The organism is Bartonella sp. CM86QHHN (assembly GCF_042194695.1).
Classification (GTDB): Bacteria; Pseudomonadota; Alphaproteobacteria; order Rhizobiales; family Rhizobiaceae; genus Bartonella.
The window spans coordinates 21,804-45,156 of the sequence record NZ_JBHIND010000051.1; the positions used below are offsets into that span (position 1 = coordinate 21,804).

The 23,353-nt window shown below is 38.3% G+C and carries 17 protein-coding genes and 1 pseudogene; 10 read left to right on the forward strand and 8 right to left on the reverse strand.

Annotated features, from left to right (window positions below; all coding sequences use genetic code 11):
* Window positions 1–21 precede the first annotated feature (21 nt).
* The 5 genes from ACFIKX_RS04145 to ACFIKX_RS04165 are packed head-to-tail and all read left to right on the forward strand — an operon-like array spanning window position 22 to window position 3,705.
* On the forward strand, window positions 22–1,389 hold the full coding sequence (locus tag ACFIKX_RS04145) for a TM0106 family RecB-like putative nuclease (protein ID WP_375629559.1): 1,368 nt from the start codon (window positions 22–24) through the stop codon (window positions 1,387–1,389).
* Window positions 1,364–2,533 carry a ribonuclease H-like domain-containing protein gene (locus ACFIKX_RS04150; protein WP_375629562.1) on the forward strand — a complete coding sequence of 390 codons (1,170 nt, stop codon included), beginning with the start codon at window positions 1,364–1,366 and terminating at the stop codon, window positions 2,531–2,533. Before ACFIKX_RS04145 ends, ACFIKX_RS04150 begins: the two co-directional genes overlap by 26 nt.
* A gap of 57 nt (window positions 2,534–2,590) precedes the next feature.
* Entirely contained in the window at window positions 2,591–3,046 is a 456-nt protein-coding gene (locus ACFIKX_RS04155; RefSeq protein WP_375629564.1) for a hypothetical protein, read from the forward strand.
* The gene (locus ACFIKX_RS04160) at window positions 3,030–3,389 is read left to right on the forward strand and encodes an AAA domain-containing protein (protein ID WP_375612864.1); all 360 of its coding nucleotides are present in this window, start codon (window positions 3,030–3,032) and stop codon (window positions 3,387–3,389) included. Before ACFIKX_RS04155 ends, ACFIKX_RS04160 begins: the two co-directional genes overlap by 17 nt.
* The gene (locus ACFIKX_RS04165; RefSeq protein ID WP_375612865.1) at window positions 3,382–3,705 is read left to right on the forward strand and encodes an HNH endonuclease; all 324 of its coding nucleotides are present in this window, start codon (window positions 3,382–3,384) and stop codon (window positions 3,703–3,705) included. The genes ACFIKX_RS04160 and ACFIKX_RS04165 overlap by 8 nt, the downstream gene beginning before the upstream one ends.
* A gap of 714 nt (window positions 3,706–4,419) precedes the next feature.
* On the opposite strand, the gene ACFIKX_RS04170 is transcribed toward ACFIKX_RS04165, so the two are convergent.
* From ACFIKX_RS04170 to ACFIKX_RS04195, 6 genes and pseudogenes are all read right to left on the reverse strand, one after another.
* Window positions 4,420–5,643, reverse strand: a complete 1,224-nt coding sequence (locus ACFIKX_RS04170) for an MFS transporter (protein WP_375629568.1) — start codon at window positions 5,641–5,643, stop codon at window positions 4,420–4,422.
* Window positions 5,644–6,005: 362 nt separating this feature from the next.
* Window positions 6,006–6,176, reverse strand: a complete 171-nt coding sequence (locus ACFIKX_RS04175) for a hypothetical protein (protein ID WP_375612867.1) — start codon at window positions 6,174–6,176, stop codon at window positions 6,006–6,008.
* Window positions 6,177–7,095: 919 nt separating this feature from the next.
* The gene (locus ACFIKX_RS04180; protein WP_375612870.1) at window positions 7,096–7,185 is read right to left on the reverse strand and encodes a YqcI/YcgG family protein; all 90 of its coding nucleotides are present in this window, start codon (window positions 7,183–7,185) and stop codon (window positions 7,096–7,098) included.
* 151 nt (window positions 7,186–7,336) lie between these two features.
* Window positions 7,337–7,411 (reverse strand): annotated as a pseudogene (locus ACFIKX_RS04185) (YqcI/YcgG family protein); the annotation flags it as partial.
* Window positions 7,412–7,575: 164 nt separating this feature from the next.
* Window positions 7,576–8,781: an ATP-grasp domain-containing protein gene (locus ACFIKX_RS04190; protein WP_375629573.1), complete on the reverse strand. Its 1,206-nt coding sequence runs from the start codon at window positions 8,779–8,781 to the stop codon at window positions 7,576–7,578.
* Complete coding sequence (locus ACFIKX_RS04195; RefSeq protein WP_375612887.1) at window positions 8,778–9,968, reverse strand: hypothetical protein; 1,191 nt, start codon at window positions 9,966–9,968, stop codon at window positions 8,778–8,780. Before ACFIKX_RS04195 ends, ACFIKX_RS04190 begins: the two co-directional genes overlap by 4 nt.
* Before the next feature lie 1,097 nt (window positions 9,969–11,065).
* Between ACFIKX_RS04195 and ACFIKX_RS04200 the strand changes: the two genes are divergently transcribed.
* From ACFIKX_RS04200 to ACFIKX_RS04210, 3 genes are all read left to right on the forward strand, one after another.
* Window positions 11,066–11,365, forward strand: a complete 300-nt coding sequence (locus tag ACFIKX_RS04200; RefSeq protein ID WP_375629575.1) for a hypothetical protein — start codon at window positions 11,066–11,068, stop codon at window positions 11,363–11,365.
* Entirely contained in the window at window positions 11,350–11,712 is a 363-nt protein-coding gene (locus ACFIKX_RS04205; protein ID WP_375629598.1) for a dTMP kinase, read from the forward strand. The genes ACFIKX_RS04200 and ACFIKX_RS04205 overlap by 16 nt, the downstream gene beginning before the upstream one ends.
* A gap of 592 nt (window positions 11,713–12,304) precedes the next feature.
* Window positions 12,305–13,516: an MFS transporter gene (locus ACFIKX_RS04210; protein ID WP_375629578.1), complete on the forward strand. Its 1,212-nt coding sequence runs from the start codon at window positions 12,305–12,307 to the stop codon at window positions 13,514–13,516.
* A 324-nt stretch (window positions 13,517–13,840) separates the two neighbouring features.
* Here the strand turns inward: ACFIKX_RS04210 and ACFIKX_RS04215 are convergent, their stop codons facing one another.
* The gene (locus ACFIKX_RS04215) at window positions 13,841–14,104 is read right to left on the reverse strand and encodes a hypothetical protein (protein WP_375629580.1); all 264 of its coding nucleotides are present in this window, start codon (window positions 14,102–14,104) and stop codon (window positions 13,841–13,843) included.
* A gap of 2 nt (window positions 14,105–14,106) precedes the next feature.
* Window positions 14,107–14,553, reverse strand: a complete 447-nt coding sequence (locus ACFIKX_RS04220) for a hypothetical protein (RefSeq protein WP_375608751.1) — start codon at window positions 14,551–14,553, stop codon at window positions 14,107–14,109.
* Between the two features lie 494 nt (window positions 14,554–15,047).
* Here ACFIKX_RS04220 and ACFIKX_RS04225 point away from each other — a divergent pair, with 494 nt between their 5' ends.
* Entirely contained in the window at window positions 15,048–15,554 is a 507-nt protein-coding gene (locus tag ACFIKX_RS04225; protein ID WP_375615750.1) for a helix-turn-helix domain-containing protein, read from the forward strand.
* A gap of 1,063 nt (window positions 15,555–16,617) precedes the next feature.
* Window positions 16,618–22,935, forward strand: a complete 6,318-nt coding sequence (locus ACFIKX_RS04230; protein WP_375629583.1) for a Vomp family autotransporter — start codon at window positions 16,618–16,620, stop codon at window positions 22,933–22,935.
* Window positions 22,936–23,353: the final 418 nt, after the last annotated feature.

Genomic DNA, 23,353 nt, shown 5'->3' on the forward strand with positions numbered 1-23,353 from the left:
TAAAAAATGGCAGGGATGTAAGTGCAGCAATACGGTAACGATCAGATTCTCTACTCACCATCGGACTTGGTCACCTTTTTGGGGTGTCACCATGCGAGCTTCCTTGATGTGAAGGCGCTAAGCGAGAGCATGGATAAGGCCGAAGCCAGCACTACAGCTCAGCTACTGCAGCAAAAAGGCTTGGAACATGAGGCGGTGTATCTCCAGCAGCTTAAAGACGAAGGTAAATCCGTCGTTGAAATCCCTAAAGACTGCAATCTGCAAGATCGTGCCCAGCTAACACTGGAGGCCATGCAGTCCGGTGCGGATGTCATTTATCAGGTCGTTTTCTTTGTGCCGCCTTGGCGGGGTGATGCTGACTTTCTGATTAAGTGCGATACGTCGTCAGACTTAGGGGATTTCAGCTATGAGGTGCTGGATACCAAACTGGCGCGAACGGCTGAGTCCAAGCATATCATGCAGCTTTGCGTCTATTCTGAGCTGCTGACTGACCTGCAAGGATTGCGCCCGGCTGATATGCATCTGTTTCTGGGCGACCATGAAAAACACAGCTTCCGCGTGGCTGACTTTTTCTATTACTACACCCGCGCCAAAGGCCGCTTTGAAAGCTATCTGCAAAACCTGCCTGCGGACTCATATCCTGAGCCTTGTGGCCATTGCAATTTCTGCCCGTGGCGTGATGGCTGCAAAGCGCAGTGGGAGCAAGATGACCATTTAAGCCTTGTAGCCAACATTCAGCGCTCACAGATGGACAAGCTACGGAAGGCTGGTATCCGCACCGTTGCAGAGCTTGCCGCCACTGCACCTGACACCAAAATCCCTGATTTGAGCCGTGATGTATTTTTACGCCTGCGCTCCCAAGCTGTCCTGCAACACCACAAAGCCACCACTGGCGAGAATAAATGCGAGATCATTCCGTTTCCTCCGGGCAAGGGCTTTACTCGTATGCCAGTGCCGGATAATGGTGACCTGTTCTTTGATATGAAAGGCGATCCGCTTTACCCGAATGGCTTGGAGTATTTGTTTGGGGTGTATTATTTCAAAGATGGCAAGGAGCTGTTCCTTCCGTTCTGGGCGCATGACCATGAAGAAGAAAAAGAGACCTTTAAGCGCTTCATGGGCTTTCTGGCTGATCATCTTGCTAAACACCCACATGCCCATATCTATCATTACAACCACTATGAAACCACAGCCCTGAAACGATTGGCCTGCCGTTATGCGGTCTGCGAAGAGCCGCTGGATAATCTGCTTCGCAACCAGAAATTCATTGATCTGTATCTGGTGATGCGTGAAAGCATCCGCACCTCTGAACCCGGCTATTCCATCAAAAACATGGAAACCTTCTATATGGACAAGCGTGCCAATGCTGTGGCGACCCGCCGCCGATAGCATCATCGTCTACAACGAATGGCGTGAAACAGGTGCTGATGAATTGCTGCAAGAGATTTCTGATTATAACGAGGTGGATTGCGTTTCCACGCATTTGCTGCGTGATTGGCTGCTGACACTTAAGCCGGAAGATGCGCCGTGGTTTAAGGGCCTTCCGGAATATGCCGAGGAAGAAAAGCTACAGCGCAAGGACTGGGAAATCGAATATGAGGATTACCAAACCCGCCTTGGCGTGATCGAGGATAACCCACCGCCGATCAATGAGCGGCTATCGCATCTACTGGAGTTTCATAATCGGGAAGCCAAGCCGCAATGGTGGAGCAGCTTTGAACGGCAGAACAAATTTGAAGATGAGCTGGTTGACGATACGGAGTGCCTTGGTGGCCTGCGGCAAGTTGGCAGCCCCGAGCCTGAAAAGCGTTCCCTGATATACAGCTATCGCTTTCCTTCACAGGAATACAAGCTGAAGGTCGGCGCTCAGGCCGTTGATATTGCTGTCATGGAAAATGCAGGCATGATTGTTGAAATCGATGAAGATGCCTGCATTGTCAAAATCAAGCGCGGGGTCAGCAAAGAACCATTGCCGGAAAGCCTATCAATTGGCCCACCGGGACCGATTGACAGCAAGATCATCCGCTCCGCTATTTACCGCTATGCCGACCATGTGCTGGAAGCGCCAGAAGGCACTCATGCCGCGACAGAACTACTGGCGCGAAATGTACCACGCATTCAGGGCAAGCAGTCGGGCGAAGCGGTTATCACCTCTGATGATCTGCAAGGCGATGCGCTGGAAGCCATCGCGGCATTAGATAACAGCTATCTCTTTATCCAAGGTCCACCGGGCGCAGGTAAGACTTATACCAGCAGCCATATCATTGTGGACCTGATCAAACGCGGCAAGAAAATCGGCGTTACCTCCAACTCGCACAAGGCCATTCACAACTTGCTGGAAAAAGTGGAAAGCGTTGCCGCTGAAAAAGGCGGGAACTTCCATGGCATCAAAAAAACCAGCAGCGGTAATGATGAAACCGTTTTTGATGGGCAATTCATCCGCTCAGAAACCAAGATCGAGAATATGAGCCTTGGCACTGATCTGTTTGCGGATACCGCATGGACATTTGCCAGCCCGTACTTTGATGGTTAGCTGGATTACCTGTTTATTGATGAGGCCAGACAAGTTGCGACCGCCAATGTGGTGGCGATGGCCACGGCGACCAAGAATATCATTCTGGTAGGAGATCAAATGCAGCTTGGTCAGCCTATCCAAGGCACTCATCCGGGCGAGGCTGGATTGTCAGTGCTGGAATTCTTGTTGGGCAATTATTCCACTATTCTGGCTGAGCGCGGCATCTTCCTTGGCCAGACACGCCATATGCGTCCAAGCATCTGCCAGTTTATTTCTGATGCCTTTTATGATGGTCGCCTGACTGCTCATGAAAGCACTGCTGAGCGCGGCCTGAATCTGCAAGGCGTTGATCTGCCCAATGCAGGGATTGTCATGATCCTGGCAGAGCATGAAGGCTGCTCACAAAAAAGCGTTGAGGAAGGCGAGATCATCAAAATCAAATATGATGCCTTGCTTGGCCAAGAGTTTACCGACCGTAATGGCATCCGCCCGATCCACCGAGGACGATATTCTTGTGGTCACGCCATATAATGTGCAGGTCAATTATCTGCGCTCCATCCTGCTGGACAATGCTAAGATCGGCACCGTTGATAAGTTCCAAGGCCAAGAAGCGCCGATCGTGCTGATTTCTATGGTGACATCCAGCGCCGAAGATCTGCTGCGCAACATTGAGTTTCTCTACAGCAAGAACCGTTTGAATGTTGCCGTGTCACGCGCACAGTGTTTGGCGGTCGTGATCGCTAATCCAAAATTGCTGGAAATCCCATGCGACTCTGTAGAGCAGATGAAACTGGTCAACACATTCTGCTGGCTGGATGAGTATGCAGCCTCTGGAGATACGCAACAAATTCCGAGGAGAAGTAACCTTGGCTAATAACTGGAACATTCCTGATTGGTTGGAAAAAGAAGTGCGGGATCGTGATAAGATTTGCGTCTATTGCAGGTCAGAATTTACGCCAGTAAACGTTTCCAGAAAAACGGCGGCAAGTTGGGAGCATATCATTAATGACGCATCCATAATCACACGGGAAAATATAGCGCTCTGTTGTTGTGGATGTAATTCAAGCAAGGGACAAAAGCCTTTGCTTGAATGGCTTAATTCTAAATATTGCTCTGACAGAAATATATCTAAAGATTCTGTTGCTCCGATTATTAAGACAGCAATAGCTACAGCACGTTGCGGTGAATAACTGGCTTAATCACCGTATATTTTGCGGCGATTATCCGTTTCCAATGAAGGCAAGGCAGGATTCGAACCCTCGGTATAGTACCGTAGTAATCTGCATTAAAGGGTTCATGCTACCCAGTATTTGAAATGCAAACCCTCAGTACCGTAGCAACAAAAACCTTGATTTTGTTATCTTTCAGGACGATTATTGTTGCAACTCAATGGTAGGTGTAGAGGATTCGAACCCAAAGGGGGTCAATACCCCGCCATTAATTTAAAACGAACTTTCATATGCTTGATATGACATAGTTTAAAAAGCTCAGCATTTGCAGGATTTTTTGCTGTTGCAATTGACCAGTTCGCGCCAATCTATACCTGTCATTATGTACAACTAGAAATTGTTGTTGAATTTCCATGAATTTTACACTTTTTAAGCTCCTCTCCTCTCGATCTTGAGATAACCTGATCTAGCATAAACGATCTCTTCAAATATCATTAAAGGATTTTTGCCATTATCACTAACTTCTGGTAGAGCTTTTAGAATTAATGGTGATCATAGTGCTATTTGCAATTTCGTTGCTTAACGGGCTAAATGCGTTTTATCCACATGAGAGGTAACGAACACCTCAGCTTTTCTCACGCAATGTGCTTATTTAAAATTAATGTCATGAATATTTGTACAAAATTTTATCTATACGATAATCAAAAAAAGGCTGACGTAATAATTGAATATCATTCATGTGGCGCTTTCTTTTATCTTTAAGCTTTGTATGTAAATAGATAGTCCGTGCAAAATAAATAAAGGGGCGCAAAAGCCTATAAATACACATAGGATGTATAATATAGAAAATGAAAAAAAATTTCCTGCATATAAAAGCACAATAGAAAATAAAGCTGTTATGATGCGTACACTGGCATCGCCTGCCAAAATCACCTCGGCTAAATTTTCACTAGGTGTGATAGCTTGTCCAATTGTTATTCCCGATATCCTAAAATAAAATTGCCCAATACCTAATAAAAAACCCATAATATAAAGGGAATATTGAGTAAAATTTAAATATAAAACAAAAGAGATTGCGATCACGGCAAAAGCCGGTGCCCCCCATACAAAAAAACGAATTAAAGATGGAAATTTCCGTAAATAATAAGATGAGATAAGACCATTGATCACAAAACCCAGTGCTGACAAAGCAAAAATAGAATTTTGAATAGCTGTAAATTTTATATTATCTGATGTTATAGAAGCAAGAACAAGTGGCAATAAAACAATAGGCCCCGTATAGAGAGAATTATTCAAAATACGATTAATCGTTAAAAAACGCAACGCAGAAATCCGCCAAAGGCACCTGAACCCAACTCCATAAGCTTTTTGAGATGGCTTTTTTAATAGCTCTTTTGCTCTGTTTAGTTGTTGTATAGACTTTATACGAAACCATAAGCAGGCATTCAAAAGATAGATAAATACAATAAAGGCTATGGCTATTTTGTGCCCCAAATGCGCAATTATAAAATATATAAGCAATGGGGATATAATAACAAAAAACTGACAGCAACTAGTGTAAAATGCAAAAATTCCAGCTTTTTGTTTGGGAGCTGGAACCAGCTGATTCAAGGCACTATTGTTATTTGGGTTATCAGCCCCCATCAAGAGAGCGAGTAAGAAAAACACAAATAAAATAAGCATTGAGTTGTTTATGAATAATAAGAAAGACAATAAACAAGCGCAAATAATTTGGCTATAAAACCCAATTATAAAGCCTTGATAGTGCACCAACACATTTCCCAAACATAAGCCAGCAATTCCAATTGCGATTAAATTAACGACATTTAAAGCAGCAGATGCTTCTCCAGTTGTATCTTGGAATTGTAATAAAGAAAGGCCGATAGATAATACACCACTCGTACAGAAACTTGTCAAACTTCCAATCAAAATCATAAGAAAGACGGAATTACGCAACATTTTTTATGATCCCAGACAGAGCACTAAACCATTTTGTGATTTCCTCTGTTGTCAAATGTAGCTCGGTACTTAATCCGAATTTTTCATAAAAGTTTAGTTCAAATGCGTTATAGGCACTTATTTTTTGAAAGTCATCTGTCAGCATGAATTCTATACTTGGTAACGTTGTACCTATAGATTGAGATAAATAATAGGAAATTACTTTCCAATACATATAGGTACGCTCTCTTGCCAAATAATTTTCCAAGGCATATTTCAAGTGACAACCACTTAAAATATATTTCGGACAATGGTGCAACGGATAATAAATACAAATAGCACCGGCTTCATGTCCGAGACAAGAAGAGATATTAATATTTTTATCATTTCATAATATTATAAAAACGCTCAGTGAGCAGATCTTCCAAATTTAGTCTAGTCACAACAAGATTGGTTGCTAATTTTTGAGCAACATGAGACCAAGCCAATCTTACTACTAAAGTTCCAATAACCTTTAAGTCAGATTCTGGATAAGCTTTTTTTAAATTTTCCACCCATATGTCTCTGTGACATATAATAATTGGCTCATCTCGTCTGAATGAACAAGATGTAATTCTAAACCAATATTATCACAAAGTTTTGAGCTCTTGAATTCTCCATATCCTAATCTGGTATTCTTAAATCATCATAGGAACTAAGAATTTTTAAGTATTCCAACTTTTATTAAACTTTGTAACAATCTATTGGAATCTCCCCTTCACTGACTTCGACAATTATTTTCTCACCACTACAAGAACAAAAAATTATCTTTGAATTTGCTTACTTTTAGAAAAAAAATGAGCAACACTCTTTCTTAACTAAAAGAAACACGCTCTCTACCTTTTTCTTTATGATTATCAAAAACCTATCCCGTTATAATTTAACCATCCATTATTAGGAGAATATTCTGCGTTTAGCCTAATAAACTGTTATAATCAATGTTTCTCTCTGTTCTAAAAATCAGCGTTTTTTCTCCTAGAGATACTCATAATTTCTGTACAATCTTTCCCAAAAAGGCCCCCCTAAACATTGCTATTAACACGATCATCCTGAGAAGTTTTATACATACACACTGCATTATACGGAGTGCTATGTATTTTTTGGAAAATCCCTTTGAATCTCTATCGAGCCTTGTTTTGGCAGTATCATTTTAATATATCATAAATATTTTTATTTAATTTAATTTTAGAAAACTTAGTCATTATCGTGTTTCATTAGATGATATGAGCAAGGTAGGGATTCAATAGTGTTGCCTTGCAGAAAATATTGCGTCCATTCTCTATTTTGGAGTTTGCTATATTTTCTTAAAAAAGGAGATTTTGTGATAATATCAAAAGGTTCAGGCCTTTTTCCTACAACGAGAATACATTTTGTTCTGTAGAGAGAAGACTTAGAAAAAACACTTAAGCTGGAAAGTTAACATAAATATAGAACTTACTTAATTCTGTTTATATGAGACGGGATATTGCAAACTATAAACATAGGTTCGCCATGAAAGCAGAACTCCCATAGACGATTGTACATATTTTTTGTATATACTTAGGTCATTCTCGGTTGTCAAAATCTCGCAAATTTTTAAGTGTAGACCAGAATTTTTCTCTATAAACTTCGATACTTTGTATGGGGTCGGCTTCTCGAATGCAACAAAAGATGTGTTCTTTCCAAAACTTTTATAATTATCGCAATAAGTTATCATGTCTTCCATTATATTTTTTGAGGTCAGCTTGTTGTAGAACCCAAATCTAAGCATATTTTTTGAGTATCCATTTACACCGAATAGGCAGAAAAGGCCTAATTGTGTTATTCATGGTTGCATTGAATTCTTTAAAAATGACTTGCTTCCATTTTTAATATTTGTCTATATTTTCAATTGATTGCGCTTCTGAATCCATGTTTTTCTCCCCTTGCTGTATTTTATAGGAAATTGCTACGAATGATCCTCTCCAAAGCTGATAATTCATCATCATTGTGTCCCCAAATTGCTATAATAGCTGGGCAGGTATTTAAATCGATGGTTAGGGGGAGGGGCTCGTTTTCTTTAAAAAAAAGCGTAAAATGAACCACATTTTCCCAAGAATGAAGCTTTTGCCGCCATACGTTAACATCTTTTATAATATGACCGTCGATCTCGTTGATAAGGAAGATAATACGCCCTTTTTTCTTAAAGCGACTTGGGGTTTGCGAAAACACGCCTGCAATAAGGTTAACGGAGCTTTCAAGTAAACCATCTTCATAGCAATGCGCGAACAAGGTGGGTGCAATTCCTCCGTGGAGGCGGGCTCCTACTTCGATCATCACTGGACCACGAGCTGTTTGCATGATTTCCATATGCGCAGGTCCATATTCAATCCCCAGCGCGCGAATGCATTGTTTTGCATAAGAGATAAGAGGGGCATAAGAGGGATCTTGAGAATCAAGTACATCAAGCGTTTCATAAACAAAAGTACTTCCATTATGAATACCTTTTTTATATCGTGACAAACTACATATTTTTATAGCCTCTCCCTTTACAACGGCATCGACGATGTATTCCTCTCCCTCCAATCTTTCTTGAAGCAAATAGGCCTCGTTAGGTGCGCCAAAAATATTTTTTTTCTTCCAGTCGATTTCAGAGGCCCACGTTACTACTTCCTCAAGATTAGAGAAAAACAAAACACCATCACTCCCTGCAGAATCATTTGGCTTTACCACATAGCCGCTGTGGCTTTCAAAACCATCGAGAGTACAATCGTTTTTTGTAAGAATCTTTGATCGGATGTAAGATAAACCATTTTCACAAAGACGTTTTTGCATCGCTGCTTTTTTCCGTCGCCAATCGGTAGTCAAGGGGTTATTCCCAAGACAACCATAATAAGCCGCCAATTGCTCTGCACAATAGATACCTCTTTCGGCACCCGCTATTACAGCCTCTATCGTGCCGATAGGAAAGCGTTTCTTTATCTCATCTACACTATGAAGCTTCGCTTCTGCCATGCCCTTTCCCTGATAAGAAAGCATAAAGTGTGAAAAAGGAGCTTGTTGAGAGACAACACCATAACAAGCATAGCCTAATTTTTGCAAAGCAGGGCCATAGAGGGCACCCGTGGAGAAAGGGTCGACAATAAGAATAGGTTTTCTCATACTTTGTTCCGCTGTGATAAAAGGAAAAGAACATAAATAAAGATTATTAGCCCTATAAGGGGCAGAAGATAAACAGCTGCTTGAGGACCCATAAGGGCAGAGCTTGTAAGAAGACCAAGAATGACATAACCTGCCGACTGGGAGAGAGTATAAAGCATGCCGCTATAGCTTCCCACCAGCTCTGCTTGAGCCTCTGTTTTGGTCGCTTCAATCGTATGTTTGCGGGCATTAATTCGCATGGTATTCATTGAAAAGCCAATAAAAAAGCAAAAGACCACAGCCAAATAGGGCGATTGTGTGGTGCTAAAAATAAGATCAGCTACGCTCAACATAAGGGCTGGGAGAATAAATTCAAAACGAGGGATTTTGATAAAAGCAGCCAAAAAAGCGCCCATGCCCGCAACCGCACTGCAAAGCCCATAGTATTCAGAGCCAAAATTTTTCACACTCTGAAAAAGAATGGTTGCCAGCGTATTATAAGCGCAAATATGAAAGCCAATAAGTCCTATGCAGACGCATAAAAGTTTAAGCTCACGGGAGAGTCCATCCGCTTGCGGTGTAGGTGCTGGCTTCTTACCAGTTGCAAGTGCTGTGGTATCTGTAGCGTTGTATTCATCGCAAAATATAATATATCCGGCTATAAGGCTTATAATGATGTCAAACACACAAAGTGTCACAATCAAACCATTATAACCGATTTCAGCCGCTGCCCCTCGAGGGCTGGTCGCTTCTAAGAGATAACCACTTAGTGCTGCTCCCAAAAATGCGCCAATTTGCACCACTGTTTGCATAATGCGGGAAGCCTTTTGGGCGCTAATATAACCACTAAGTGCTAGTTTAGTATTATAAGTCTCGAGTGTGCTTAAGGTAATCAAAGAGAGATAGCCGATAGAGATAGAGACAGCGATAAAACCAAAGGGGGAATCAGCGTAATGGAAAAGAGCAATCAATAAAAGAAGGCTATAGATAATGATCCGCCTTTTGTATAAATCGACCAACCGCAATGAGGCTTTAATGCGCACAAGACCGCTTTTTTTCAAAAGATAGGGCATAAGGGTGCCCAAAGCCATGGTTACGCCCAGGAAAACCGATGAGGATGTTATGCGATAAGCATTCCAAAGATTACTTAAAAATAAAACCATATCAGAAAGATACAGCAGGACAACAAGCCCATAAAACCGAAACATCAGTTGTTTGTGCACATTATCCCCCCATGTTAAATACACATGCTATAAATTATACATTTTTACAAAAAGCTAATATATATGTTGTTAGGCATGTCAAGTTTTTTCGATAGAAGCATGATACAGATTTGAACGATAACGTTTCTCATAGCGATAGCTAATTTTGGAGAAACTGAGAGCGGAGGCGGTTGGTATTTTTACTGTATCTCTTGTGAGTTGCTTTTCCAATGAGGAGTTTCTTCGCTAAATGACCAGTATAGCTATGTTCTTGGGAGGGCTGTGTTTGCACTCTTAAGATTTCCTCCATTTATACTCAAGGTTTAGGTTTTTCTATTGACCGTTGTTAGATGTTGTTGTGACAATAAACTTCGTTATCTATCAGAAACATTTATGGCATTAGCGCTAAGGTATTGTATTAAAGCCTTTACATAGTAGTCTTTTTATAGGGAGAAGGTATTATTGGTTCAGTTTTAGGAGGCTTTATTACGGCTGATTTGGGCGTCGTCGTTGTTTGAGGTCTTATTATAATATTCTTAGTTTCAGTTTATGAATATACCGAAAAATATAGTGAAACATTTGATTCAAACGCTTTTGCTAGGCATATTTCAATATCTCAGCGATGTTTTCCAAGAATTGCTCTGCTGCTTTTTGACGGGATCGGATATCAAATGCTTATAGCGAGGGCAGTGGTTTGAGAAAAGATAGAGTTGATTTCATTATCTTCCTATGGAGCGCAATCTAGTAGCAGCTCTTAAGGGACAATAATATACTGAGATCGAACTCATTTCTATACACTTACACGACGCTATAGGAGTAATCCTCAGAAACTCTACTAGAATTCGTCAAAAAATGACAGGTTATGGAGTGTGAACAAAAAAATATATTTTTTACAAATACTTAATCTCATTTTAAGTTGTCTAAAATATAACATTATCTTAAAACTAAGTCTATATACCGCCATTTATCATAAAGTTAATAAGTTATACAAAATGCGGGAGTATTGTGTTTTTCTGTTTAGAGACGAGTTAAAAAACACCTTATTAAACATTAAGAGATTTCAGATATAAAACAATTTAACTTATGGAAAGTATATAGACAAAATGTATCTTGATAAAAAAGTTTATAACTCCATGTGGTCTTCAAAGAAATTTTCTGGTTCTTTTATTGTCTTATGCGGGTTTGATGGGAGTGGTAAGACAACACAAACAAAAGAAATTGCACGCCATTACTCAACAGAAAAACATATAATACAAACTTTTCAACCCAGTTATTGGTATAGAAATAATCCAGAAATTAGAGATTACTTAGATAATGGAAAAGCAATTGATCCGTTGCTTTTAGCACTCTTAGCAAGGCAGATAGACGCAAACATACGCTTGAAATTATTGAACCTTCCTTAACGTCATCGCAAAATTTATTAATTAGCGATCGATATGTTTATTCTAGTCTTGCTTATTTTTATGCTCGAGAGCTTTCTGTTGAAAGTGTCGTTAAATTAAATCAATCTATTCCAAGACCTCATATTACATTTTATCTTCATTTACCGCCCATTACTATACTGGAACGGTTGCAGAAAAGGGATGGTTTAAACTTAAAATACGAAGAAAAACTCTCTTTTATTGAAAAAATTTACAAAGTATACAAAGTTTTATCGGAAATAGATGAGCGGTTTATAACAATTGATGGAACTACTCCTGTTTCTTTAATTCATCATCAAATACGACATCATATAGATAAGTTTTTTTGATTATGAATAAAATCATTTATTAATCAATTTATCCACGATAAATCCTCCTTTATGTATTCTTACTCTAAATCTGAAACTTTAGAGATGTGATTGCAACTGCTCAGGAAAAATATCACGTTATATATTTTAATTAGAAAACTAACTGTAATGGGCTTGTTTTAAAAGATTTAGAGAAGGGGAGTAGAAAAGTTAGCAATATTTATTGTGAGGATAATAGTATGTTTATTCTTTTAGAGACGAAGTGTGGTGATAGAAGAACGACATGGAGGAATATACTCGAGCATATTTTAGTGCACAGAATAATAAGGACAATAATGTGAGTGAAGCTTCCATACCGTAAAATTGTTTCACAGATGTATAAAGGTGTAGCTTCTGAATAAAACGCACATAAAATATTAATTTTGTTTTTGTCCATAAATGTTCCGTTTTCATAGAAGAATTAATCATAAAACAGCACAAAGATTGTAAAAGCCTCAAAAAAGAAATTTTGCTTTCTTAAATTTAATGATCTAAAATAAAAATTGTAAGAATGCCTGTTTTTAAACAGGATGTATCATGCATATCGACTGGTATTCATTTTAGAGGATAATTTATGTTCACTTCAAATTTGAAGGAACGCATTGCTTTATTTGAAAATAGAACTTTTCTCTATTTTACTTTGAGCGGCTTATTTGCTACATTTGGAAGTGGACTAAATTATATTACATTGTCATGGCTCGCTTACAATCAGACGGGCTCAATCCGTGGTGTAGCGTTGATGATGCTTTTTCTTTGGACGCCTGGCATTATTTTTGCGCCTATTTTTGGCATATTGGCAGATAAATATAATCGTAAAACGCAGATTATTATTTCAAATCTTGTGAGAGGTTTGGTAATTGTAAGCTGGGTAATGCTTTGGCATTTTGGTATAGAAATTGAATTGATGGTCTTATCTGCTCTTTTGGGTATTTTTATCCCTTTTTATATGCCATCAGCTATTTCTTTAATTCAAAGTATTGTGCTGAAGGAACAGCTCATCAATGCAAATGCAACCATCGATATGGTTTATGAACTTGGCACTATCGTAGGTATGGGCTTAAGTGGATTTATACTGTCCTATGCAGGAACAAAAGGAACTCTTCTAATAGGTGGTATATTCTTTATCATTGCTGGTTTATTTAATTTTGCAATGAAGGTACCTAAAAACCGAAGATCTAAAAAACAAAACCAGCAAAATTGGTGGGAAAATTATACAGCATCCCTTCATTATTTTAAACAGAATCCAGCTCTTGTTGTACCTTATATAAGCCAGATGATTATTATGACTCTTTTGATGACCATTCCTGTTATTCTCGTTCCTTATATACAAGAGGTTTTACATGCGGATAACAGGACCTTTGCAATATTTGAGGTGCTTTATTCTATGGGTGTATTGACAGGTGCGTTTTTTTCACCACTTCTTTGTAAAGTTTTATCCATAAGGAAAACATTAGCCATTTTATTAGCTTTTATGGCTATTGGCCTTGCTATTCTATCTGTTAATACACACAATTTTGTTGTTTTTCCTGTTTACTTTATGATTGGATTTGGACTTTCGAGTTGGGCTCTTTCGATTTCTTTATCACAACTCTCTTGTGATCCTGAATACCAAGGAAGATTGCAGGCAAGTTTTAATGGTATCTCTGGATGCTTGATCCTCGGAGTCTATCTCATTATGGCAAGCGATAACAGTAGCATATCACCTCAATCGATATATTTTTTTCAAAGCATTGTTGCGTTTGTTGGAATACTCATAGTGCTGTTTTATAAACATGAAAAACAATAAATTACATTTAAGTGTGGTCAACATACGCTATTTTATAAATATTTACGCTGCAGTACATTTCACATTTTGCTTTTAAAGGAGAGTTGAGAAAATGAAAAGTTGGTGCTTAATGAATAAAGCATAAATTGATGTATGCTAGAGAATACCCTTTACTTTTTGATAATGATCTAAAAGAATTGATGCGTTTCTTTAATTCACCTCACTGCTGTTAAGAAGACGAAAACGTAACACTTTAAATCTTCTTGAAAGTTTTTTGTCTAAGCGTAGTAGAAAGTAAAGCAATGAGGTAATATCGTATCATATGGGGAGAGTATTGTATTATTTTTATTTTTCAAAATCCATATGAAAAATTGTATCAATTTCATCTTCATTGGAATGAGTATTTCTACGACGATGCAAGGTTTGCACAATCTCTTTTTTTAAAACAGCATCTGTTTCACTTAAACGGTGAATACTGAGTTCCAATTCAAGAGATAACGCCAAATCCACGCACAGTTTAAGCTCTTCTCCAATGTCGAAACCGCGTTGATAGTCGTCATAAAGACCAACCAGTGTATCAGATAATTCTTTATCGCATAAAGAGGTCATGCTTAATTCCTCAACGTTGCGGGTTTCCATGCAGCTTTTTTAAGTATCACTCCACTATCATCACTTAAAATTGCCATGTATACGAACCTCATGGTTTTGTCAATTTTCTGCAAAATACGCGCTTTTAAATCAAAGCCTATTAAAGATTTTATTACTCCAAGATTTTGAAGCGCCCAATTGTAAATATGGATGGCAATGTGTTTACTATAGAATTTATAGCATTTAAAATACATTGCCAAAAGGCTTTTAATATGCGTAGAGGAAGAGTATTCTGACGATAAACCAAACACCCTGAAATCTCTATTGCCAGTTACAGCTAAATCAGTGCCATTAATATATAAAATAAGCAAACAGGGTTTGTAAACGTCTAACTTTTTAATAACGAGTGATAATCTCATTTTTTGTAGAATACCAATTATTTTGCCTATTTTATATTGATTTTTAGACATTGATAAACTTTTTACCTTATAAAAACCTATGGGAAATGCATTAGCATATTTTTGTAATAAGATTTCAGTGGTATATTACACAGCATGAAATGAAGAGAATCGTATTAGGCTTTTTGCTTTTGAAAGAATATGACTGCAACTTTTGAGAAAGCAGTTGGCAAGAATTGGCTTGGCATGCAAACTGATAGAGTTGGCAGTGGCGCATTTAGTTTTTTCATTGGCCTGTGTCCAAATGTTTTTGACTCTGGAAAATAGCCTCTGATAGGCTTGAGTTTTTCCAAGGTTATATTACAGGGGCGCAGCTCAGAAAAATACCACGGCGATTGCATTTTTTGTAATTGTCATAATTTTCGCTCCTGCTTGAATGGATGCTGTAACATCCGTTTTTGTGGGGTTATGTATGTGATAACTGCTCTTCTTAAGGGGCAGTAACAATAGATGTAAATCAATATAATTATTTAGTCAACAATTATATTGATTTTGGAGTGTTTTTTTTGGCTCGTCCGGAAGCAAAACCTAAAACTGAGTTGGCAAAACGTTTTCGTGAAGTGCGTCACGCTCTTGGTTTTACAGAGCGTAAGCAGTTTGCTGAACATCTTGGTATCACTGCTGGCTCTATAGGAACTTATGAAACTGGTATAAGTGAGCCTACAGCCTCTGCGCTCTCCAAATATCAAGAAATTTGTGGTGTTTCATTAGATTGGCTTGTAACGGGTGATGGTGAGATGTTTTCAGATGTGGCAAAGGCGAAAGCAGCTGGTTTTAAACCGCAGGCGATTCCTACTGGGCTGATGAAAAAGCTGGGACATTTAGTTTATACGACCTATCATGATGCAAAAATAACACTTTCTCCTGAAGATGTTGCGGAATTAGCAGCAGAGCTTTATGGAAGATTGCAAGAGCTTATTCAAAACCTCAATGATATAGAAGAAGTCGAAGCCACTTTGCCACTTTTAAAATTACATTTAAAGCGTAAAATCGAAACTGAAAAGCACATCTAAAATTTCATAAGATACGAATGAACAGCCTTTAAAAAAATAAAACTTTTTTGATTTTCTGCTGTATAACCAAGTTTGGAATGTGAAAATCTCACGATCTTCGAGTCTCTTATTCGATCTGAAAAACGAGAAACTATCATTATAAATCAATATATTTCTCTGATTAAAGATAAAATGGTTCATAAAAAGAATGACGAGTAGTGATACAAACAAAATTTCTTCAAAAAGAAGCTAATATAGTGCCATTCCTGAAATATTTGTTGGTTGAAGAAAAGATACGGACAACAGTGAAAATACAGTGGGTTCTGTGAGAGGAAAGAGTTTAGAAAACAGCTTCTTTTCGGTTTGTGATATTAAAAAATTTATACAACAGTGAAAATACAATGACGATGTTTTGTTCCTATAGAAGGGTAACAGATATATAAGAGAGAAGAACGAAAGACTATTAGGCGCGCTTTTGTCTTTTTATGAAGATGATAAGATGAGCACGTTAAAACTTTTTACAGATCGTGCATCATTATATTTAAGACAGATTTCTTTCAAAGAGATATATAATATATTGAAACAGTTTACCTCGCAACAAAAAGTGAGATTATCATGATAATCGTCATTATTACATTATGCTATAAGTTAAAAAATCATAAATTTGTGCTTATAAGAACAGCTAATTTATTGAGAAGTATTTTTATAAATTTATAAAAAATAATTTTTACACTCTTGCCATTCTTCTGATGCGCTTTATTTGAAAAGTAGAATTGCTCTTTAGTGAAACTATTTTTGTTAAGAGATAAATCGCAGTATTTTTGAATGGAGATAACAGTATATTTTCAAAGTTTTGTGTTTTTATTTATTTTTTAGCTTGAATCCCTCTAGCTAAAAGGGTTGGGGACTTTTCTAGATTCGATGTTGTTGCAAAGATTTTAGGGCGATGCCGTAAAAAATAGCGGTATCGTAGGGGGAGGGTTTTGTCTTGATTTATTGGTTTTTGAAATGCGCAAACTAAGGGTTTTGCCATGTGTGTTTTCGCGCGTTGTGATGATGTTGAACTCTGTAGGAGGAGATTCTTATGAAAAAAAAATATTCCACACCAAATTTAATTAAAGTTGTCTCTCTTAGTACGGTAATGGCCACACTCTTATCGAGTGTTTCTCCTGTTTTTGCGGCGAATCTTGCGATAGTAGGAGGGACGAGTCAAAGTACACCTGGTACTGGTGTTGTATATGCACACGGTAGTCATGGGAGTGTTGTTTTTGCTGGTGATGATGACTACTGTGGTGCAGACAATGTTATTGGTCGTGGCGGCAAACAACAGCAGGGAATTTCCGATAATCAACGAATAACCGCACAAGAACAATATGAGCGATTTATTGGTGAGAAAGTTTTTAATGGTCGTAAACCTTATGGCACGACCACTGAAAAGGTTACTTGGCAAGGCGCTGGGATTCTAACCAACAATGCTACTTATATGGGAACAAACACTAGTGGTATCATTAATGCTATGCCTGAGGCTTACGGTGTTTATTCTTTTGCAACGGGTTGTGGATCTGCAGCGACGGGTAATTATTCAACCGTATTTGGTGCAGGTGCGACAGCAAAGGCAGGGGGTGCACAAGCTTTTGGTGTTTCCGCACTTGCAAGTGGTATAGCAAGTGTTGCTATGGGTGTAGGCTCAGAAGCATCGGGCAAATCTTCAGTTTCTATTGGAGGGCTTGCAACTGCATTAGGTACAAATAGCATTGCTTTAGGTACAAAGGTAAAGGCAGAAAAGAGTTATACGATTGCTATAGGTACAGATGCTGAAGCTAAAGCTTCAGGTGCTATTGCAATAGGGGGCAGGCGCTCTGACAGAACCGAAGAAAATGATCCTAACAGAAAAGTAATCGCGAATGCTGAAAATGCGATTGCTATAGGTACGCAAGCTTATGCTGAAAAGGAAGATTCGGTTGCCATTGGTGTAAATTCGCAAGTGCTTGTTAGAGATGGTGTTGCTGTAGGTGGTGGGGCTATCTCTGATAGAGAGAAGGGGGTTGCTGGTTATGATCCTGCAACAGGTAAAGGGACAACAAAAACCAGTATAGCATGGAAGAGCACCACAGGCGCTTTTAGCGTTGGTGAAGTTGGCGGTCGTGGTAATGGTACGTTAACACGACAAATTACAGGGGTTGCAGCTGGAAGTGAAGATACTGATGCGGTAAACGTGGCGCAACTAAAAGCTATGAAAGATATCATAGCAGGGGGAGGGGGGTGGAAACTTTCTGCTAACGATACCGATCCGACAGATGTGAATTCAGGCAATACTGTAGATTTTTCAGTGAAAAGTGAAAAAGAAGCGGGAAAAGACAACTTAAAGATTGCAAAAAACACTGCAGATAATAAGCATAAAATTGAATTTACTTTAAATGATCATCTTAAATTGACGCAAGTCACCACAGGCCAAAGCACGATGAGTGATGATGGCTTTTTTGTTAACGGTGAAAGCGGTTCACGCATGACTGTAGACGGCTTTTTTATTAATGGTAATGATGGTCCAAGCATGACTATTGATGGTATTGATGCAGCCAAGCAAAAGATCACAAACGTAGCAGATGGGTCTGAACCTAACGATGCAGTGAATTATAAACAGTTGCAAGAGGTGAAAAACGCGAACAAAACGAGTTGGCAGCTTGCTGTTAACGGTGGAAATGCTACGGCTATTGGTCCAAATGGTACAGTAAATTTTCAGTCAGTTGACAATAAAGGTACAAAAAATATCAAGATCGAAAAAGATAATGATCACAATGTCACATTTGATCTAGCTGATGATATTCAGGTAATGACTGTCACAGCAGGAGACAGCATTATGGATGCTGCTGGCTTTAGATTTGACGGTGATGAGGGGCCGAGCATAACTGTTAATGGCATTCATGCTGGTAATAAAACGATTAAAGGGGTAGCGGCAGGGGAAGAAGATACTGATGCTGTAAATTATAAGCAGTTGACGGAGGTAAGAACACTTGCTGAAGCAGGCTGGAAACTTTCTGTTGATGGGAACAATGCTACAGATGTTAAAGCTGGGAGTACAGTAGATCTTGTTGCGGATGCGGGTGAGGACGGAAGCAAAAATATAAAGATTGCAAAAGACAGTAATAAAGTTACATTTTCTTTGAATGATAACCTTAAGCTTACGAGTGTCACGACAGGCAACAGCATTATGAGTGATGAGGGCTTTAAGTTTATTGATGGTAATGGACCAAGCATAACTTTGAATGGTATTAATGCTGGTGATAAAAAAATTACAGGAGTAGCTAAGGCAGAAGGCAATACTGATGCTGTAAATTATGAACAGCTGAAAGAGGTAAGGACACTTGCAGAAAATGGCTGGAAACTTTCTGTTGATGGTAACAATGCTACAGATGTTAAAGCTGGGAGTACAGTAGATTTTGTTGCTGGTGAAAATGAAGATGGTAGCAAAAATATAAAAATTGCAAAAGACAGTAATAAAGTTACATTTTCTTTGAATGATACTCTTAAGCTCACGAGTGTCACGACAGGCAACAGCATTATGAGCAACGATGGCTTTAAGTTTGTTGATGGTGGTCCAAGCATAACTATGAAAGGTATTGATGCTGGTGGCAAAAAGATTACAAAAGTGAAAGCTGGTACTGATGATACTGATGCAGTAAATTATAAACAGCTGAAAGACTTTACAGCGGGGATGGAAACGGGCTGGAAACTTGCTGTTGAAGATGAAGAAGCTACAGATGTTGAAGCAGGAAGTACAGTAAAGTTTGTTGCAGTTAAGCATAAAGACGATGATAATAATGAGAGTGAGAACACAAATATAAAAATTACCAAAGGTGATAACAATGAAGTAAAGTTTGATTTAAGCGAATATATTAAAGTTGGTCGTGTAGAAACAGGGGACAGCAGAATGAGTAATGCCGGTTTCATGATCAAAGATGGCCCAAGAATGACCAAGGGTGGTATTCATGCCGCCAATACAAAAATTACAGGAGTCGCAGATGGTAGCAATGAGCATGATGCTGTTAATCTTTCACAATTATATAAAATGAAGTTTGAGATAGAAGACAATAGTCTTGTTAAATGGAGTAAAAGTAAAAAAAATATTACCATTGGTGCTGAAAAAGAAGGTATCGAAATCAATATTGCGAACTCTGAAGGCAAGGATCGAATTATTTCTGGCGTTGCAGTTGGAAAAGTCAGTTCCGATTCAACAGAAGCAATAAATGGCCATCAACTGTTTAATTATATTACTAATATAGTGGATTTTTTTGGTGGTGAGGAGACAGATATACTTAATGGTATCAAACCAACTTTTATGGTTCAGAATACAAAACACGACAATGTAACGGATGCTTTCGCTGCTGTTGATACTTCTATCACAGATATTTATAGTCAGATTAATAATGTAACAGAAAATAGTCTTGTTAAATGGAAAGAAGATCAGAAGCTTATCACTATTGGTGCTGAAAAAGGCGGTACGAAAATTGATATTACAGGTACTGAGGGAGAGCGAACCATTGCAGGTGTAAAAAATGGTGAAATTTCCAAAGACTCCATGGAAGCTGTAAATGGTAGTCAAATTAATACAATCTCTGGAGATATTGCAAAATTCTTTGGTGGTGGTACTTCATTTGAAAATGGTGTGTTTGTTGGACCACAGTATAATTTATCTACCGTTTCTGCAGATGGTAAGGTAGAACAGAAAACCTTTGAAAATGTTGGTGATGCTTTGACTGGGCTTGATGCGAATGTCAAAAATGTGAATAGTCGTTTAACACATGTAGTCAATAATTTTACTGAGGAAATTCAGGGTCTCTCTAAAGATGCTTTATTGTGGAGCAGTTCTGAGAGTGCATTTGTTGCACTTCATGAAAAAGATGGACAGAAGACAGATAGTAAGATTAAGTTCCTTGCGGATGGCGATATTTCAGGAGATTCAACAGATGCAATAAATGGTTCTCAACTTTATAAGATGGGCGATAAGATTGCGAATTATTTTGGCGGTGGTGCTAAATATGAGAATGGAGAATGGACGGGGCCTGTATTCAAAGTTTCTCGTAACGATCCTGATGGTAATATTGTTGAGAATAGGTATACGAATGTTGCTGATGCTTTTGAAGGTGTTGATAGTTCTATTACGGATATCTATAATCAGATTAACAATGTAACAGAAAATAGCCTTGTAAAGCAGGAGGGAGAAGATGGTCTTATTACTGTGGGTAAAGCAACCGGTGGTACTGAAATCAGCCTTGTAAATAAAGATAAGCAAGAAAGAACACTTTCCGGTGTAAAAGATGGAGAACTTTCTCGAACATCTACTGAAGCAGTAAATGGTTCACAACTTTTTGCTACGAATGAGAAGGTTACAACTGTTACTGATAATCTTAAAACAGTCGCTCAAAATACATCGAAATATTTTGGGGGTAGTACAGATGTACTGAATGGTGTAGAACCAGCTTTCCTTATTCAGGGGAAGACCTATCATAATGTTACGGAAGCGTTTACAGGTGTTAATACTTCTATCACAAATATTGATAATAAGATTTCCGATGTGGTAAAAAATAGTCTTGTTAAGCAAGATGGAGGTGCATCAGGTATTATTACTATTGGTAAGGATACCGCTGGTACTGAGATCAATATTGCAGGTGTTGGTGGTTCAGGACGTAAAATTTCTGGCGTGCGGGAGGCAGAAAATGGTGATGAAGCTGTTAACAAAGACCAACTTGATAAAAGCATAAATAAGATTTCTAAAGATATTGAGACAGTAACTGCTGCTGCGGTTCTCTATGATAAGAATGACGATAATAGTGTTAATTATGGTAGTGTAACTTTGGGCGGCGATAAGAACAACGGACCAGTTGCTCTTCATAACGTAAAAGATGGTAGCATTTCTGAAAATTCCAACGATGCAATCAATGGTAGTCAGATTAATAAAATATCAGCAGATATTGCAAAGTTTTTTGGTGGTGGTGCAAAGTTCATTAACGGTGCTTTTGAAGGGCTGAAATATACTTTATCCGCTATTGTAGGTGGTGAAGTAGGGAAGGCTAATTTTTACAATGTTGGTGATGCTTTAACAGGTCTTGATAAAAATGTTCAAGATGTGAATCAACGTTTAACGAATGTATCCAATGAGTTTAACCAGAAAATTGAAGATTTCTCTAAAGATGCTTTACTGTGGGATGATGAGGAAGAAGCATTTGTGGCACGTCATGAAAAAGATGGTAAGAAAACAAACAGCAAATTGAAGTATCTTTTAGATGGTGAGATTGCTCAAGGTTCAACAGATGCCATTACGGGCAACCAACTTTATTCCATGAATAACCAACTTGCGAATTATTTCGGTGGCGGTGCCAAATATGAGAATGGCAAATGGACAGATCCTACTTTTAAGATTGTTCAAGTCAATGCTGATGGTACGACTGTTGAGAAAGAGCACCATAATGTCGCTGATGCTTTTGGTGGTGTTAATGGCGGTATGGTAAACATAAATAACCGTATTAATGATGTCATCAACAAGGTTGATTCAGATGTTCTACACTGGAATAAGGAGAAAGGAGCCTATGACGCTAACCATGATGGTCAACCAAGTAAGATTATCAATGTAGCCGATGGTAAAGTTGAAAAAGGCTCGAAAGATGCCGTCAATGGTGGGCAACTTTGGGAAACCAATGAACGTGTCACTGGTGTCGAAAAAGATGTGAAACATCTTACCAACAGAGTTGATACCATTTCCAATACGATTGCTGATATTGGTGATACAGTTATCAATATTGATGCCAAAGTTGATAACATCAATAATAGAGTTGACGGCATTGAAGAGGATGCTGTTCGTTATGATAGAGATGAAAACGGCAAAAAAACCAATAAAATCACATTAGCGGGGGGGGATGCCAGTGAACCTGTTCTGATTGATAATGTAGCTGATGGTAAAATTGAAAAAGGCTCGAAAGAGGCTGTAAATGGTGGTCAACTTCATGATTATACTAAAGAACAGATGAAGATTATTCTTGATGAATCCAAGCAGTATACAGATCAACGGGTTAATAATATTGTGATTGATGCGATTGATGATGCTGTTGATCGGGCTAAGCAATATACAGATATGAAGTTTGATATTTTAAACTATAGTATTGAGAGTGTGAAAAAAGAGGCCAGACAAGCAGCGGCTATTGGTCTTGCGGTGTCTAACTTACGCTACAATGATACACCTGGAAAATTAAGCGTTGGATTTGGTACTGGTTTATGGCGTAGTCAGTCTGCATTTGCCTTTGGTGCAGGTTACACCTCAGAAAATGGAAAATACCGCTCTAACATATCCGCAACAACTTCTGGAGGTCACTGGGGTGTAGGTGCGGGATTCAATATGACATTGAATTGATAATAAACAAAATACATAAAAATTCCTTTTCACCCCTGTCTCATGAGACAGGGGTGAATTGTTGTTACGTATGTAAAAATACATATATATAAATTGATAAGCGCTAACGATAAATACAGGTTTAAAAAACAGAAAGACCGGACGCTTTCAACAAAATGAACTTCTTATTTCAAAATAAGATAATAAGTCTTTTCATAAATTATAAGTTCATTATTTTCTGCGTTAACTTTTAAATCTAAAAAATCTTTCACTCTCTAAAAATCTATTAAAAAAATTTCTAGTAAGACAAATATATATATTTAAACGTATTTCAATTTTACTGGAGGAAGTTATAAAAACAATATACTAAACCAATTCTACCCCTTGCAAAAAACAACCAACAGGTTTAAAGATTAAAAAAACCAACCACCAAAAAACT

Bases quoted from the DNA above. Each gene is read 5' to 3' on its own strand.
- ACFIKX_RS04150 (WP_375629562.1), top strand. From the start codon at position 1,364: ATGCTGTGGCGACCCGCCGCCGATAGCATCATCGTCTACAACGAATGG.
- ACFIKX_RS04155 (WP_375629564.1), top strand. From the start codon at position 2,591: ATGGCCACGGCGACCAAGAATATCATTCTGGTAGGAGATCAAATGCAG.
- ACFIKX_RS04170 (WP_375629568.1), bottom strand. From the start codon at position 5,643: ATGTTGCGTAATTCCGTCTTTCTTATGATTTTGATTGGAAGTTTGACA.
- ACFIKX_RS04180 (WP_375612870.1), bottom strand. From the start codon at position 7,185: ATGTACAATCGTCTATGGGAGTTCTGCTTTCATGGCGAACCTATGTTT.
- ACFIKX_RS04190 (WP_375629573.1), bottom strand. From the start codon at position 8,781: ATGAGAAAACCTATTCTTATTGTCGACCCTTTCTCCACGGGTGCCCTC.
- ACFIKX_RS04195 (WP_375612887.1), bottom strand. From the start codon at position 9,968: ATGTTTCGGTTTTATGGGCTTGTTGTCCTGCTGTATCTTTCTGATATG.
- ACFIKX_RS04200 (WP_375629575.1), top strand. From the start codon at position 11,066: ATGTATCTTGATAAAAAAGTTTATAACTCCATGTGGTCTTCAAAGAAA.
- ACFIKX_RS04210 (WP_375629578.1), top strand. From the start codon at position 12,305: ATGTTCACTTCAAATTTGAAGGAACGCATTGCTTTATTTGAAAATAGA.
- ACFIKX_RS04215 (WP_375629580.1), bottom strand. From the start codon at position 14,104: ATGACCTCTTTATGCGATAAAGAATTATCTGATACACTGGTTGGTCTT.
- ACFIKX_RS04220 (WP_375608751.1), bottom strand. From the start codon at position 14,553: ATGTCTAAAAATCAATATAAAATAGGCAAAATAATTGGTATTCTACAA.
- ACFIKX_RS04230 (WP_375629583.1), top strand. From the start codon at position 16,618: ATGAAAAAAAAATATTCCACACCAAATTTAATTAAAGTTGTCTCTCTT.